The sequence below is a fragment of the Streptomyces sp. NPDC043876 genome (assembly GCF_056435825.1).
Genome location: NZ_JBWKDV010000002.1, coordinates 86,880 through 101,647 on the forward strand (window position 1 = coordinate 86,880; position 14,768 = coordinate 101,647).

Below are 14,768 nucleotides of genomic sequence, written 5' to 3' on the forward strand. Positions count from 1 at the left end.
CGCGGGTCAGTCCGAGGTCCGCGGGAAGACGTGGGTGTGCAGGCGGACCGTCTCGGCGCCTTCCTGGGGTCCCAGGTCCCGGTAGCTGTTGATCAGGTCGTGCATCTTGTGGATGAGCTCGTGTGCCTGAGGGGCGGTCAGCCGCAGGGTGAAGTCGCTGAGGTCCGCTCCCTGGCGCCACTCGGTCGACCAGCGCTGGGAGTTGCCGAGCCAGGTGTTCATCTCCTGCGCGTGGATGGACGCGATCTCGTGCAGGAACACCTCCGCCGCGCTGCGGGTGGCCGGGTCGGCGTCGCGCATCAGCGTCTCGTCGAAGCCCGTGCCCTCGTGGGAGGCCTGCCACCAGCGCTCGCGGCCCTTGCCGTGCTCGGGGGCGTCCTCGACGAACCCGTGGGCGGCGAGCTGGCGCAGGTGGTAGCTGGTGGCCCCGCTGGACTCGCCGAGCCGCTCGGCGAGCTGGGAGGCCGTGGCCGGCCCCTCGTGACGCAGGGCGGCCAGCAGGCGTATGCGCAGCGGGTGGGCCAGGCCGCGCAGGGCGTGGGCGTCCAGGGTGCGGACCTTGGGCGCCTTGGGGTTGGTGGGGTCGGTGGGAGCGGGGTCGGTGTCATCGGGCATGACCCCACTCTAGAGTTGCAAAGAAGGGTTTGCAAGGACTTCTTTGCATAGGCTTCTTTGGAACTGCCCCGGCCCGGGGCCGTCCGGCTCAGTCGTCCCGCGCCGCCTGTTCGACCAGCGGGATGATCCGCAGCGGCACGGGATTCTCCATCACGATCGCGGTGGAAGCCCGCACGATCCCGTCGAAGGCGACCACCAGGTCGATCACCCGCTGGAGATCCGCGTTGGACCGGGCCACCAGCCGGCACAGCATGTCCCCGTGGCCCGTGGTGGTGTGCAGCTCCAGCACCTCCGGCACCCCGGCCAAGTGCGCCCGTACGTCCGCTCCCTGGCCCTGTTTGATCTCCAGCGTGGCGAAGGCGGTGACCGGGTAGCCGAGCGCCGTCGGGTCCACCTGCGGGCCGAAGCCGCGGATGACGCCGTTCGACTGAAGCCGGTCCAGGCGCGCCTGCACCGTGCCGCGCGCCACGCCGAGCCGCCGAGACGCCTCCAGGACCCCGATCCGGGGTTCCCGGGCCAGCAGCACGATCAGCCTTCCGTCCAGCCGGTCGATTCCCATCGGTGTCCTCCCTGCGCCGTTCGCTGCACATCCTGTACGGATGCTGCACCCATCCTGCGGTGCTGCTGGACAATCTGTGCAGTGAAAATGCGAACTATTGCGCAGCTTGTGGTTCGGCGGGACTCTGCGGTCATGACTGAGACCCTCGATCACGCCACGGACACCGCCCCCGCCGGAGACCCCTTCCCGGTCAAGGGAATGGACGCGGTCGTCTTCGCCGTCGGCAATGCCAAGCAGGCCGCGCACTTCTACTCCACGGCCTTCGGCATGAAGCTGGTCGCCTACTCCGGACCGGAGAACGGCAGCCGCGAGACCGCCAGCTACGTCCTGACCAACGGCTCCGCGCGCTTCGTCTTCACCTCGGTCATCAAGCCGTCCACCGACCGCGGCCGCTTCATCGCCGAGCACGTCGCCGAGCACGGCGACGGCGTCATCGACCTCGCCATCGAGGTCCCCGACGCGCGGGCCGCCTACGCCTTCGCCGTCCAGCAGGGCGCGCGCGGCCTGGACGAGCCGCACGAGCTGAAGGACGAGCACGGCACCGTCGTCGTCGCCGCCATCGCCACCTACGGCCAGACCCGCCACACCCTGGTCGAGCGCTCGGGCTACACCGGCCCCTACCTGCCGGGCTTCGTCGCCGCCCAGCCGCTGGTGACCCCGCCCGCGAAGCGCACCTTCCAGGCGATCGACCACTGCGTCGGCAACGTCGAGCTGGGCCGCATGAACGAGTGGGTCGCCTTCTACAACAAGGTCATGGGCTTCACGAACATGAAGGAGTTCGTGGGCGACGACATCGCGACCGAGTACTCGGCGCTGATGTCGAAGGTCGTCGCGGACGGCACCCTGAAGGTGAAGTTCCCGATCAACGAGCCGGCGATCGCGAAGAAGAAGTCGCAGATCGACGAGTACCTGGAGTTCTACGGCAGCGCCGGCGTCCAGCACATCGCGCTGGCCACCAACGACATCGTGTCGACCGTACGGACGATGCGCGCGGCCGGCGTGGCCTTCCTGGACACCCCCGACTCCTACTACGACACCCTCGGCGAGTGGGCGGGCGAGACCCGCGTGCCGGTGGAGACCCTGCGCGAGCTGAAGATCCTCGTCGACCGCGACGAGGACGGGTACCTGCTCCAGATCTTCACCAAGCCGGTGCAGGACAAGCCGACCGTCTTCTTCGAGATGATCGAGCGCCACGGATCCATGGGCTTCGGCAAGGGCAACTTCAAGGCCCTGTTCGAGGCGATCGAGCGCGAGCAGGAGAAGCGCGGCAACCTGTAATCACACGTGCGACGGGGCCGGTGGCCGCCTTGGGCGGCTCCCGGCCCCTGCCGTACCACGGGTACCGCCTGCCCCGGCCCCGGCGGCACCCGCGTCAGCGCCACTACGCCGCGGGCGACGCCTTCGCCGAGGGCTTCGGCATCACCGGCGCCACCCACGGCCCCTTCGGCTGCACGTTCTCCGGCCCGCCCGCCGCGGGCTGGCCCACCGCCTCCAGGGCCTCCTTCGTCTGCGGCCCGCGCACCGGCGAGAACCGCGGGTTCGTCCGCAGCGCCTCCTGGAAGTGGCGCCGGGCCGCCGCCGTGTCGCCCAGGCCCCGCTCGATCTGCCCCCGGTGGTAGGAGAAGTCCGCGCTCCGCAGCCCCAGCTCGGTCGCCTTCTTCGCGTACTCCAGCGCGGCCGCGTCGTCACCGCTCCGGTGCAGCGCCCACCCCAGGGCGTCCGCCACCTGCACGTTCTTGTGCCGGCCCCACTCCGCCGTCAGCCGCCGCACCGCCGCCGCCGGATCCCCGTGGTCCGCCTCGAACAGGCCGAGGGTGACCTCGTCGGAGACCCCGTTCGCCACGCCCTTCGACGCCAGCCCCGCCAGCATCTCGTACGGCGCGCGCGCCTCCTCCGTGCGGCCCAGCGACTCCAGCAGCTCGCCCAGCTCCAGCGCGAGGCGCGGCACCGGCGCCCGGCCCAGCGCCATCCGGTAGTCCCGTACCGCCTCGCCCGAGCGCCCCAGCGAGGCCAGCGCCCGCGCCCGCCCGCCCAGCGCCTCCGCCTGCGCCGGATCGGTGCGCAGCGCGCCCTCGAACATCCGCAGCGCCTCCCCGGAGTCCCCGCGCTCCCATGACAGCTCGCCCGTCCGGTACAGCACGTACGCCTTCTCCACCGGGGCCTTCGCCGCGCCCGAGGCGTTCGCCATCGCGGCCACCGCGTCCTCGCGCCAGCCGTGGTCCCGGTAGACCTGCGCGGCCCGCGTGAACGCCGCCAGGCCCGGCCGCAGCTCCAGCAGCTCGTTCATCGCCTTCTCGGCGGCCTTGTAGTCGCCCAGCCCGCCGTAGGCGTCCACCAGCACCGGATACGCCGTCCACCGCTTGGGGGACTGCGCCCGCACCAGCTCGCCCCACTTCTTCGCGGTCCCGTAGTCCCGCCGGGCGTTGGCGAGCGCGCCCATGCCCGTCATCGCGTCGAAGTTGCCCTTCTCCGCGGGCCGCAGCTCCAGCGAACGCTTCAGCGCCCGCTCCGCCCTCGGACACCAGCCGGTGTCACCGGTGCGCCGCGCCTGCTCCAGGTACGCCGCCCCCAGCACCGCCCACGAACCGTCGTCGTTCGCGTGCGCGGCCACCCACTTCTCCCGGTCGCCGATCAGCGCGCTCAGGTCCACGGCCGCGGCGGGAGCGCCCCGGCCGACCGCCGAGGCGGCCCGCTCGGTGGGCCCGGGCGGGCGGGCGTCGTCGCCGTTCTCGACCGGCCGGATCACCAGGGCCCCGATGATCAGGACCACGGCGACTACGGCCGGCACGAGCGTCTTGCGGCCGGTGAAGGTCACGGGCGGCGCGGGCCGCGATTCCTCGTCCATGGGGTCACTGTGCGTCAATATGAAGAGTGCACCGGGGTGTCGCAAGAGGGTCGCGTCCGGGTTCACACCGATGGCGGCGGGTGCCAGGCTGGCACCATGGACGATCTCTTGGCACGCCTCCACGACGGGCTGCCGGCCGCGGCCGTGCTCACCGACCCCCAGGTGACTTCCTCCTACGCCCGTGACATGGCGGGCTTCTGCGCGGCCGGCACCCCGGCCGTCGTGGTCCTGCCCCGCACGGTCGAGCAGGTCCAGCACGTCATGCGCACCGCGACCGCGCTACGGGTCCCCGTCGTCCCGCAGGGCGCCCGTACGGGCCTGTCGGGCGCGGCCAGCGCCTCGGAGGGCTGCATCGTGCTCTCCCTGACCGCCATGGACCGGATCCTGGAGATCGACGCGGTCGACCGGCTCGCCGTCGTCGAACCCGGCGTGATCAACGCCGTCCTGTCACGGGCCGTCGCCGCCCGCGGCCTGTACTACCCGCCGGACCCCTCCAGCTGGGAGCAGTGCACGATCGGCGGGAACATCGGCACCGCCTCCGGCGGCCTGTGCTGCGTCAAATACGGCGTCACCGCCGAATACGTGCTCGGACTGGACGTGGTCCTGGCCGACGGCCGGCTGCTGCGCACGGGACGGCGCACCGCCAAGGGCGTCGCCGGATACGACCTGACCCGGCTCTTCGTCGGCTCCGAAGGCACCCTCGGCATCGTCGTCCAGGCCGTCCTCGCCCTGCGCCCCGCCCCGCCGCGGCAGCTCGCGCTCGCCGCCGAGTTCCCCTCGGCCGCCGCGGCCTGCGCCGCCGTCTGCGCGGTCATGGAGGCCGGACTGACGCCCTCGCTGCTGGAACTGATGGACCGTACGACGGTCCGCGCCGTCAACGCCCTCGGCAAGATGGGGCTCCCCGAGACGACCGAGGCCCTGCTCCTCGCCGCCTTCGACACCCCCGGCGCCCCCGCAGACCTCGCCGCCGTCGGCGCGCTGTGCACGGCCGCCGGCGCGAGCGCCGTCGTGCCCGCCGACGACGAGGCCGAGTCCGAACTGCTCCTCCAGGCACGCCGGATGGCCCTCACCGCCCTCGACGCCCTGCGGCCCGCCACGATGATCGACGACGTGTGCGTGCCCAGGTCGCGGCTGGCCGAGATGCTGGACGGGACGAGCGCCATCGCCCGCGCCCACGACCTGACCATCGGGGTGTGCGCGCACGCGGGCGACGGCAACACCCACCCGGTGGTCTGCTTCGACCCGGCGGACGCCGACGAGACCGCGCGGGCCCGCGCCTCCTTCGACGAGATCATGGCGCTTGGCCTGGCCCTGGGCGGCACGATCACCGGTGAACACGGCGTCGGCGTGCTGAAGAAGGAATGGCTGGCCCGCGAACTGGGCCCGGTGGGCATGGAGGCGCAGCGCGCGGTCAAGCACGCCTTCGACCCGCTGGGCCTGCTCAACCCCGGCAAGCTGTTCTGAGCCCGGGCCCCGAGCGGTGACCGCAGCGGCCGCCGCTCCCGCCCGGCCGCCTCACAGCTCCCCGTCCGCGGACTCGTCGGAGGGCCACGGGTCCCGCAGCCACAGGTCGTCCGCCGGGGTCGGGGCGAGCAGCGCCGCCAGCGCGTCGTCCAGCCCCAGGCGCTCGGCCTCGGTGCCCGGCGCCACCAGCCGCAGGGTGCGCTCCAGCCAGGCCGACACCGCCTGGGCCGGGGCCTCCAGCAGGGCGTCCCCGTCGGGCGAGCTGAGCGCCATGCAGAGCACGCTGCGCCCGTCGACCTTCGTCGGCCAGATCCGGACGTCCCCGTGCCCGCAGGGGCGGAAGACGCCCTCCACGAGCAGTTCGCGCGCGAAGGTCCAGTTGACCGGGGAGCTGGTCCCGGTGTGGAAGGTGACGTGGACGGCGTAGGGGTCGGCCGCGCGGTAGGACAGCTTGGCGGGGACGCAGACGCTGCGCTCGGGGGACAGGACCAGTCGCAGTTCCAGCTCGCGCTCGATGACGGGGTGGTGCACGGTGTGCCTCGCTTCGGTCTCTCGTCTCACGCGGAGCCTGTGTCCGGCCCCGCACCCGGAGAGAGCGCGCGCACGCGCGGCTATGACGCGGGTTTCCCGGTCCGTCCGCAAGATGGCCGAAAACGATCGGCTGACCGGAAACCTCCCGCATGGGGCGAGGTTCGCCCGAAGGGTTGCACTCTCCCGTTACCGGACCTGCGGGACACCGGTTCTTGGCTATGGTCCTCCCCTGCACAAGCCTCACGCCACGAACGGAGTTGGGGACATTGACGGCCTCCCCAGGAGACGGCGGGCACGCGGCCCGCGAGGGGTACTACCCCGACCCGTCCATCCCCGGGTACGTCCGGTACTGGAACGGCGGGTCCTGGGTCCCGGGTACGAGCCGCCCCGCGCCCGTGGAGGAGACCGGCCCGGTCTTCCTCGACGAGACCTCGATGACCGCGGCCTGCCGCGAACCGGAACACGAACCGGAGCCGGTCGCGGTACGGGCGCCCGCACCGGAGCCGATGGGGTGGCAGGCCGACCCCCTCCACCAGGCGGGCTTCGGCGGGCCCCGCGACCACCTGGTTTCCTGGGGCCAGGCGGATGAGCACGGGCACGAGGCGGCGGGCCGCCAGGGCGGGGTGTCCTTCGCCCGGAGCCGTCCCGAACCACTCCCGGAGGCAGAACCGGAATCCCGTCCGGAGCCCCGGTGGGAGCCGGCGCGGGAGCCCGTGCGCGAGCCCGCGGCCGTCCGCGGGTCCGCCTCCGGCGTCCGGACCGGCCGCGCGCCCGAAGAGGCCGGCATCCTCTCGGCGCGGTCACCCCTGGCGCCCGCCGCCCCCGCCCCGGCCCCCGACTGGCCGGAGCCTCGGGGCAGCGGCGGGATCCCGGCCCCGTCAACTCCGGCCCCGTCAACTCCGGCCGCGTCAGCCCCGGCCCGTTCGGTCGCGGCCCCCTCGGCCCCCGCACCGGCCGCCCCCGCGCCCGCCCCCGACCCCGCGCGCGCCGCGGTTCCGGCGCCCGCGGCCCACGCGCCCGTCCACGCCCCCGCGGTGGCCGCGGCGCGTGCCGTGCCCGCCGGGCCCGAGGCCGCCACCGGAGTCGACGCCCCGGCCCCCGCGCCCCGGCGCACCGACAGCGACGTCTTCGAGCGGATGGCCGAGCGCGCCGTGCGCCCCGCGGGACGCCCGCGCCGCCTGCTCGCGCGCCTGGTGGACTCGCTGGTGCCCGCCGGGGTCGCGGTGGCCGTGGCCCGGCCGCTCCTGCCCGCCGTCACCGCGCACCTGGACGCCAAGGTGGAGGCGGCCCGGGGGAGCGGGCACACCGTCACGGTGTGGCTGCTCGACGGGACCACCGCGGGCTACCTGGGCGTCGTACTCGGGGCCGTCCTGCTCTGCGGCGTGTTCTGCGAGGTGCTGCCGACCGCCCGCTGGGGCCGGACGCCGGGCAAGAAGCTGTTCGGGATCCGGGTGCTCGCCGTCGCGACCCGGCGGCCGCCGTCCTTCGGGGCGGCGCTGCGCCGCTGGCTCGTCTACGCGCTGCTGGGCGTGCCCGGCTCCCTCTGGTGCCTGATCGACCGTCCGCGCCGGCAGGCCTGGCACGACAAGGCGGCGGGGACGTACGTGGCCCGCTGACGGTCGTACCGCCCGGTTGACGGTCCGTGCGCCCGGTCCGCCCCCCGAACGGACGCGGTCCCGTTGCGGGGCGCGTCCGGCCGGGTTCGACTCGGGCCATGAGTACCGACCAGCCGCCGCCGGGCCCGTCGCCCGAGGACGACCCGTTCCTCAAGAAGCCCCAGCAACCGACGCCCCCGTCGGGCGGTTCGCCGTACGGCTCGCCGCCGCCCGGCGGGCCCACCCCGCCCCCCGGCGGCGGTGTGCCGCCGGGCGGGGGCGGTTACCCGCCTCCGCCGCCCCCGCCCTACGGCGGCGGGGGCCCGTACGGCGGCGACCCCTACGGCGGGGGCGGCGGCTACGGCATGCCCGATCCGCTCGCCGGGATGCCCCCGCTCGCGGACTTCGGCAAGCGCCTCGCGGCCCGCGTCATCGACCTGCTGATCATCAGCGTGCCGCTGTACCTGCTGCAGTGGGCCTTCAGCAGCAAGCGCTACGTGGTCGACACCAGCAAGGGCGACGACGTCAGCGACGTCGTCGTGCGGTCCTACAGCGGCAGCGGCCTGATCTGGACGCTGATCGGGATCCTCGCGTACGTCGGCTACGACTGGTTCATGACGAAGAAGAACGGCCAGACGGTCGGCAAGCGCGTCATGAACGTGCGCGTCGCGATGCTCAACGACGGCAGCGTGCCCCCCTCCAACGCGGCGCTGACCCGCGCCGCCGTGCTGTGGCTGCCGACGCTGCTCTGCTGCTTCTGCCTGTGGCCGATCGCACTCGTCATCTCGATGCTCATCGACAAGCCGTACAAACAGGGCTGGCACGACAAGGCGGCCAAGACGGTGGTGGTCAGCTCGGCTCACACGCCCTAGCGGTGCACGGAGTGTTCGGCGCGCGAGGCGCGCGAGGAGTGCGGCGCTCGCGCGGCGTCTGAGGCGTCGTCGGCGGCGGCCGTCCGGGGTACGGGTACCCGGGCGGCCGTCGCCGCGCCCGCGTCCGGAGCGGCGGCGGAGTCACGGCGCCGCCGCTTCGGCATGGGCACGGTGAGCGCGACGAGCAGGCCGAGGGCGAGGGCCGCCACAGAGATGACCGCGACGCCGAGGCCCGTACTCGTCTGGGACAGCAGCAGCATGGCGATCGTCGACACCACGACGGTGACGGAACCGGAGGTGAGCTGAACGGCGGTCGGTCGCGGCATGGCGGTATCCGTCCTCACGCAGGGAGGGAACTCTACGACGGGGAATGCCCGAGCCCGACCAACGGTAAGCGTGTCCTTACCCGTTGGCACGCGTCCACCGGAGCACAGGGGGGCGCACGGAGTCATGCGTTGGCCCGGGGTGCGGAACGCGGCGCGGGCGGGAAGCTCCCCCTTCGCCCGTAATGGCCGGGGAACGTCCGAATAGCGGAACTGACTGACCGCATAGTGCAGTTGTAGGGAACAAGTCAAGGTCTGTCTTTTCTCGCGTTACTCCGGTCAAATGTCGTCACTTGAGACGCGCGCCGCGCGGAACCCCCGCTCCGATGGAGACGTTCGTTCCGACACGTCCTGGCGGCCGCGGGAGGGGAACGACATCAAGTGACCAGCAACTCAGACTCCGCCAGAAGGCGAGCGCTGCGCGCCACGGCCGTCGCCGTGTCCATCGCCGCGTGCGCCGCCACCGGCGCAGCCTTCACCACCGCGACCGCGTCGGGCCCCGTGGCCCCCGCGCCCGTGGCGGCCGCCGACCACCAGGACCCGACGGCTCCGGCCAACGTCAAGGTCCAGCACAACCTCGACGGCCCGTTCAGCAAGCAGAACGAGCAGGCCCGCAAGGCCGCTCTGGAGCAGGTGCTGTCCGGCAAGAAGAACGTCGAGCAGCGCGGCGCCTCCAAGGTCGTCAAGCTCGACGACAAGAAGTACGTCGAGCTGGGCCGCGAGAAGACCGACAAGATCTTCACGGTCCTCGTCGACTTCGGTGACCAGGTCGACAGCACCACGATGGTCGACCCGGACGGCCCCGACGGCCCCAAGCCGCCGGTCCAGAAGTACGGCGGCACCCCCGGCCCGGCGCACAACCAGATAGCCCAGCCGGACCGTGCGTCGAACAACAGCACGGCCTGGCGCAAGGACTTCAGCCGCGAGTACTTCCAGGACCTGTACTTCGGTACCGGCCCCGGCAAGAACTCGCTGAAGACCTACTACGAGAAGACCTCCTCGGGCCGCTACTCGGTCGAGGGCCAGGTCTCCGACTGGGTCAAGATCCCGTACAACGAGGCCCGTTACGGCTCGAACTACTGCGGTCAGACCAACTGCGCCAACGTGTGGGACACCGTCAAGGACGGCGTCAACGCGTGGGCCGACGCCCAGAAGAAGGCCGGCAAGACCGACGCCGAGATCAAGGCGACGCTGTCCCAGTACGACCAGTGGGACCGCAACGACTTCGACGGCGACGGCAACTTCAACGAGCCCGACGGCTACATCGACCACTTCCAGATCGTCCACGCGGGCGAGGACGAGTCGGCCGGCGGCGGCGTGCAGGGCACCAACGCCCTGTGGGCCCACCGCTGGTACGCCTACGGCACGGACGCGGGCAAGACCGGCCCGGCCGGCAACAAGGCCGGCGGCACCCAGATCGGCACCAGCGGCATCTGGGTCGGCGACTACACGATGCAGCCCGAGAACGGCGGCCTCGGTGTCTTCGCGCACGAGTACGGGCACGACCTCGGTCTCCCGGACCTCTACGACACCTCCGGTGGCGGCGACAACTCGGTCGGCTTCTGGTCCCTGATGTCGGCGGGCTCCTGGCTCGGCGAGGGCAAGGACTCCATCGGCGACATGCCGGGCGACATGACGGCGTGGGACAAGTACCAGCTCGGCTGGCTGAACTACGACACGGCCAAGGCCGCGACGAAGTCGACCCACAAGCTCGGTGTCTCGGAGTACAACACCAAGGACAAGCAGGCGCTGGTCGTCGAGCTGCCCAAGAAGCAGGTCCGCACCGACATCGTCGCTCCCGCCGAAGGCGCCGCCCAGTGGTGGAGCAACATGGGTGACGACCTCAAGAACACCCTCTCCCGCCCGGTCGACCTGACCGGCAAGTCCTCCGCGGCCCTTTCCCTCAAGGGCTGGTGGGACATCGAGAAGGACTACGACTTCCTCTACGCGGAGGTCTCCACCGACGGCGGTGCCAACTGGACCGCCCTCGCCGGCACGGCCAACGGCAAGGCCATCCCGCTCGACGCCGGCGGTTCCCCGGCCCTGACGGACGTCTCCGGCGCCTGGCAGGACCTGAACTACCCGCTCGACGCCTACGCGGGCAAGAAGTTCGACCTCCGCTTCCGCTACCAGACGGACGGCGGCGCGGGCGGCAAGGGCTTCACCGCCGACGCCGTCACCGTCACCGCGGACGGCCAGGCCCTCTTCACCGACGGCGCCGAGAACGGCGACAACGGCTGGACGGGCAAGGGCTTCTCGCGCATCGGTGCCAACTTCACCAAGGAGTACGCCCAGTACTACCTGGCGGAGAACCGCCGCTACGTCTCGTACGACTCCACCCTCAAGGTGGGCCCGTACAACTTCGGCTTCGCCAACACCAAGCCGGGCTGGGTCGAGCACTACCCGTACCAGGACGGCCTGCTCATCTGGCAGTGGGACACCTCCCAGAAGGACAACAACACCAGCCAGCACCCGGGCCAGGGCCTGATCCTTCCGATCGACGCCAACGCCAAGCCCATGAAGTGGGCGGACGGCACCCTGCTGCGGAACAAGATCCAGCCGTACGACGCCACCTTCAGCGCGTACTCGACGGACGCCTTCACCCTGCACAAGAACGGTGAGGCGCTCTTCCTGAAGCCGAAGCCCGCGAACCTGGTCTTCGACGACCACAAGGGCAAGTACTTCTACGACGAGAACCCGACCGGTTCGGTGAAGGTCACTGACACCAACACCAAGATCAAGATCGTGAAGGAGCCCTACGACGGTCTCCAGATGACGGTCGAGGTCGGTCCCTCCGTCAAGTAACACGCAAAACCGCAGGTCAGAGCATGATCGGCCGTCGCCCTCTAGCGGGCGGCGGCCGATCGCGTTTAGATGCCCGTGCGAGTTTCTTATTGACGGGGGAGATGACAAGCATGCCCGGTGGAGGTTTCGTCCGATTGCCCGGCGGCAGCGTGGTGGTCGCGCTCACGCTGCCCAGACCGTCCGGTGAGGGCGGAAACGTCCGCGTGCTGGTGCACGCCGCGAACCGGGCCCGCGCCCTGACCAGGCTGCGGAACCTCGGCATGCGCGCCGTCTACCTGCGCGGCAACGCGCAGCCGCCGACCCCCGACGAGGTGACGGCGGTCCTGCACCACCCGGACGGCCTGCTGTGGCGCGGCGCCCCCGACCGGGCCGAGGAGCTGTGGCACCCGATCCGGGCCCTCCTGCCGGGGGCCTGAGCGCAGACCCGAGCGCAGGCCTGAGCGCCCCTACGCGTCGGCCACGTGCGGCGTGCCGGAGAGCTTCACCCCGGCCGTCCTGAGCTCCTCCAGGGCCCGCTCCGTGCTTACGGGGCCCACCCCCGCCGTGAGGTCGAGCAGGACGCGGGTGTCGAAGCCCGCGCGGACGGCGTCCAGGGCGGTCGCCCGTACGCAGTGGTCCGTGGCGATCCCGACCACGTCGACCTCGCTGACCTCGCGGTCGCGCAGCCAGTCGGCGAGCGTCACGCCGTTCTCATCCGCGCCCTCGAAGCCGCTGTACGCCGCGTCGTGGGCGCCCTTGTCGAAGACCGCCGCGACGGCGCCCGAGGCGACGGCGGGGGCGAAGTTCGGGTGGAACCCGACGCCCTCCGTCCCGGCCACGCAGTGCACGGGCCAGGAGGCCTCGTAATCCGGCTCCGCCGGGGGGTGTGCGAAGTGGGCGCCCGGGTCGACGTGGTGGTCGCGGGTGGCGACCACGTGCCGGTAGCCGGGGGTGGCCTGGGCGATCAGCTCGGTGATGGAGGCGGCGACGTCGGCGCCTCCGGCGACCGCCAGGCTGCCGCCCTCGCAGAAGTCGTTCTGTACGTCGACGACGATCAGTGCGCGGTGCATGTCGCGTGTCCTTCGTTCGATGTGGCGGCGTTCGCCGCCGCCGGTGTCTGCGCCCTACCCGTTCCCTGCCGGTGCCTCCGGTGGCCTCTTCCCCGCCCCTCCCCTCCCCGAACCCGCCCCCCGCCGGGCCGCCGCCCCGCCCCTCCGCCTCCGGCGGCGCCTCGACCGAGTGGCCGCCGGGCCGAGGCCCGCCCTGCCGTCTCCCGCCCCGGTGGTCCTGGCCTCCGGCGGCGCCTCAGACGCCGGCGGGGCTGGAGGTGGCTGCCGGGGCCGGGAGGTGGCCGACGGGGTCGAGGCCTGTCCTGCGTCTTCCGGCCCGGTGGTCCCGGCCTCCGGCGGCGCCTCAAACGCCGGCGGGGCTGGAAGTGGCTGCCGGGGGCTGCGCGGCGCGGCTGGGGTGGGCGACGGGGGCTGCGCGGCGGGGCCGGGGGTGGCCGCACCTTCAGCCGCCGGATTTCGCGGAGCCCCCGCCCCGGCGAAGCCGGCAACGCACCGCCAGCCCACTCCAGCCCCGCCGGCGTTTGAGGCGCCCCCGGAGGGGAGGACGGCCGGAGGGCCGGGATCCGGCGGCCGGTGCGTGCGGGCGCGCCCGGGGCCCGCCGCCCCACCACCCCAGCCCCGCCGGCGTTTGAGGCGCCCCCGGAGGGGACGGCGGCCGGAGGGCGGCGAGCCGGCGGTCGGTACGGCCAGGACAGCCGGCCGGCCGGGCGCGCCCGGGGCCACCGGTTCGCCCCCGCCCCCGCAGCGGCACCGCCACCGCCAGGTCAGACGTACTCGGTCGGGATCACGGCCTCGCCCCGCGAGAGCTGGGTCGCGGACAGGGGGAGGGCGGACAGCGCCACCCGGTGCCGGTCCCGCACCGCCTCCAGCGGCTCGCGGGCGATCACCTCACCGCCCTTGACCAGCTGCACCTGCAACTGCTCCCCGGCCAGCGAAGCCGGCACCGCCCCGGTGCCCACGACCTCCGCCTCGGCCACCCCGTCGCGGTCGCGACGCCGCGCGGCCCACTTGCGGCCGCCGATCGAGGTCTTGCCGCCGGAGGACTTCTTCGCCACCGGGTGCAGCGGCGCCTTCGGATCGGCGGAGGTGGCCCGCGCCACCAGCTTGTAGACCATCGAACAGGTCGGGTGCCCGCTCCCGGTGACCAGCTGCGTGCCCACCCCGTACGCGTCGACCGGCGCCGCCGCCAGCGAGGCGATCGCGTACTCGTCCAGGTCCGAGGTGACCACGATGCGCGTACCGGTGGCCCCGAGCTCGTCGAGCTGCTGGCGCACCCGGTGGGCGACGAGCAGCAGGTCCCCGGAGTCGATGCGCACCGCGCCGAGCCCGGTCCCCGCCACCTCGACGGCCGTCCGTACCGCCTCGGCGACGTCGTACGTGTCGACCAGCAGCGTGGTCGACCCGCCCAGCGAGGCCACCTGGGCCTCGAAGGCGTCCCGCTCGCTGTCGTGCACCAGGGTGAAGGCGTGCGCGCTGGTGCCCACGGTGGGGATCCCGTACCGGAAGCCGGCGGCCAGGTCCGAGGTGGAGGCGAAGCCGCCGACGTACGCGGCCCGCGCCGAGGCCACCGCGGCCAGTTCGTGGGTGCGCCGCGCGCCCATCTCGATCAGCGGGCGGCCGCCCGCCGCGGAGGACATCCGCGAGGCGGCCGCGGCGATCGCCGAGTCGTGGTTGAGGATCGAGAGGATCACGGTCTCCAGCAGCACGCACTCGGCGAAGCTGCCCTCGACGCGCAGCAGCGGGGAGCCGGCGAAGTAGACCTCCCCCTCCGGGTAGCCCCAGATGTCGCCCGAGAAGCGGTAGGAGGCCAGCCAGTCCAGGGTCCGCACGTCGACGACGGCCCGCTCGCGCAGGAACTCCAGCACGGCGGGGTCGAAGCGGAAGTTCTCCACCGCGTCCAGGACCCGGCCGGTGCCGGCCACGACGCCGTAGCGCCGTCCCTCGGGCAGCCGCCGGGTGAAGACCTCGAAGACGGAGCGCCGGTCGGCCGTGCCGTTGGCCAGCGCGGCCTGCAGCATCGTCAGCTCGTAATGGTCCGTGAAGAGCGCTGTCGACGGCACGTCCACCGGCAGGCCCAGGTCCGCAGGGTTCATGTCACGGATGCTAGCGC

The 14,768-nt window shown here is 72.8% G+C and carries 13 protein-coding genes; 6 read left to right on the forward strand and 7 right to left on the reverse strand.

The window, feature by feature from the left end:
• Positions 1-6 precede the first annotated feature (6 nt).
• Together AC0693_RS05530 and AC0693_RS05535 are read right to left on the reverse strand one after the other, a co-directional pair.
• Entirely contained in the window at positions 7-615 is a 609-nt protein-coding gene (locus tag AC0693_RS05530; protein ID WP_478739591.1) for an ArsR/SmtB family transcription factor, read from the reverse strand.
• A gap of 88 nt (positions 616-703) precedes the next feature.
• Complete coding sequence (locus AC0693_RS05535; RefSeq protein ID WP_356404472.1) at positions 704-1,174, reverse strand: Lrp/AsnC family transcriptional regulator; 471 nt, start codon at positions 1,172-1,174, stop codon at positions 704-706.
• Between the two features lie 132 nt (positions 1,175-1,306).
• Here AC0693_RS05535 and hppD point away from each other — a divergent pair, with 132 nt between their 5' ends.
• On the forward strand, positions 1,307-2,452 hold the full coding sequence (hppD, locus tag AC0693_RS05540) for a 4-hydroxyphenylpyruvate dioxygenase (RefSeq protein ID WP_469333310.1): 1,146 nt from the start codon (positions 1,307-1,309) through the stop codon (positions 2,450-2,452).
• Between the two features lie 103 nt (positions 2,453-2,555).
• Here the strand turns inward: hppD and AC0693_RS05545 are convergent, their stop codons facing one another.
• Positions 2,556-4,019: a tetratricopeptide repeat protein gene (locus AC0693_RS05545; RefSeq protein ID WP_356404476.1), complete on the reverse strand. Its 1,464-nt coding sequence runs from the start codon at positions 4,017-4,019 to the stop codon at positions 2,556-2,558.
• A 96-nt stretch (positions 4,020-4,115) separates the two neighbouring features.
• On the opposite strand from AC0693_RS05545, the gene AC0693_RS05550 reads away from it, so the two are divergent.
• Positions 4,116-5,483, forward strand: coding sequence for an FAD-binding oxidoreductase (locus AC0693_RS05550; RefSeq protein WP_478801034.1), 1,368 nt, complete (start codon positions 4,116-4,118; stop codon positions 5,481-5,483).
• Positions 5,484-5,534: 51 nt separating this feature from the next.
• Here the strand turns inward: AC0693_RS05550 and AC0693_RS05555 are convergent, their stop codons facing one another.
• On the reverse strand, positions 5,535-6,014 hold the full coding sequence (locus AC0693_RS05555) for an SsgA family sporulation/cell division regulator (protein WP_478801347.1): 480 nt from the start codon (positions 6,012-6,014) through the stop codon (positions 5,535-5,537).
• Between the two features lie 266 nt (positions 6,015-6,280).
• Here AC0693_RS05555 and AC0693_RS05560 point away from each other — a divergent pair, with 266 nt between their 5' ends.
• Positions 6,281-7,630 carry an RDD family protein gene (locus AC0693_RS05560; protein WP_478801035.1) on the forward strand — a complete coding sequence of 450 codons (1,350 nt, stop codon included), beginning with the start codon at positions 6,281-6,283 and terminating at the stop codon, positions 7,628-7,630.
• Positions 7,631-7,728: 98 nt separating this feature from the next.
• A complete protein-coding gene (locus tag AC0693_RS05565) occupies positions 7,729-8,481 on the forward strand; it encodes an RDD family protein (protein ID WP_469317581.1) in 753 nt (250 codons plus the stop codon).
• Here AC0693_RS05565 and AC0693_RS05570 read toward each other — a convergent pair.
• Positions 8,478-8,807, reverse strand: a complete 330-nt coding sequence (locus tag AC0693_RS05570) for a hypothetical protein (protein ID WP_478801036.1) — start codon at positions 8,805-8,807, stop codon at positions 8,478-8,480. The two genes, AC0693_RS05565 and AC0693_RS05570, sit on opposite strands and share 4 nt — an antisense overlap.
• A gap of 441 nt (positions 8,808-9,248) precedes the next feature.
• On the opposite strand from AC0693_RS05570, the gene AC0693_RS05575 reads away from it, so the two are divergent.
• Both AC0693_RS05575 and AC0693_RS05580 read left to right on the forward strand, forming a co-directional pair.
• Positions 9,249-11,609, forward strand: a complete 2,361-nt coding sequence (locus AC0693_RS05575; RefSeq protein ID WP_469333384.1) for an immune inhibitor A domain-containing protein — start codon at positions 9,249-9,251, stop codon at positions 11,607-11,609.
• Positions 11,610-11,719: 110 nt separating this feature from the next.
• Entirely contained in the window at positions 11,720-12,025 is a 306-nt protein-coding gene (locus tag AC0693_RS05580; RefSeq protein WP_469317580.1) for a hypothetical protein, read from the forward strand.
• A 30-nt stretch (positions 12,026-12,055) separates the two neighbouring features.
• On the opposite strand, the gene AC0693_RS05585 is transcribed toward AC0693_RS05580, so the two are convergent.
• Together AC0693_RS05585 and AC0693_RS05590 are read right to left on the reverse strand one after the other, a co-directional pair.
• Positions 12,056-12,658, reverse strand: a complete 603-nt coding sequence (locus AC0693_RS05585) for an isochorismatase family protein (protein WP_478801037.1) — start codon at positions 12,656-12,658, stop codon at positions 12,056-12,058.
• A gap of 764 nt (positions 12,659-13,422) precedes the next feature.
• Positions 13,423-14,751 carry a nicotinate phosphoribosyltransferase gene (locus AC0693_RS05590; RefSeq protein WP_469333317.1) on the reverse strand — a complete coding sequence of 443 codons (1,329 nt, stop codon included), beginning with the start codon at positions 14,749-14,751 and terminating at the stop codon, positions 13,423-13,425.
• Positions 14,752-14,768 lie beyond the last annotated feature (17 nt).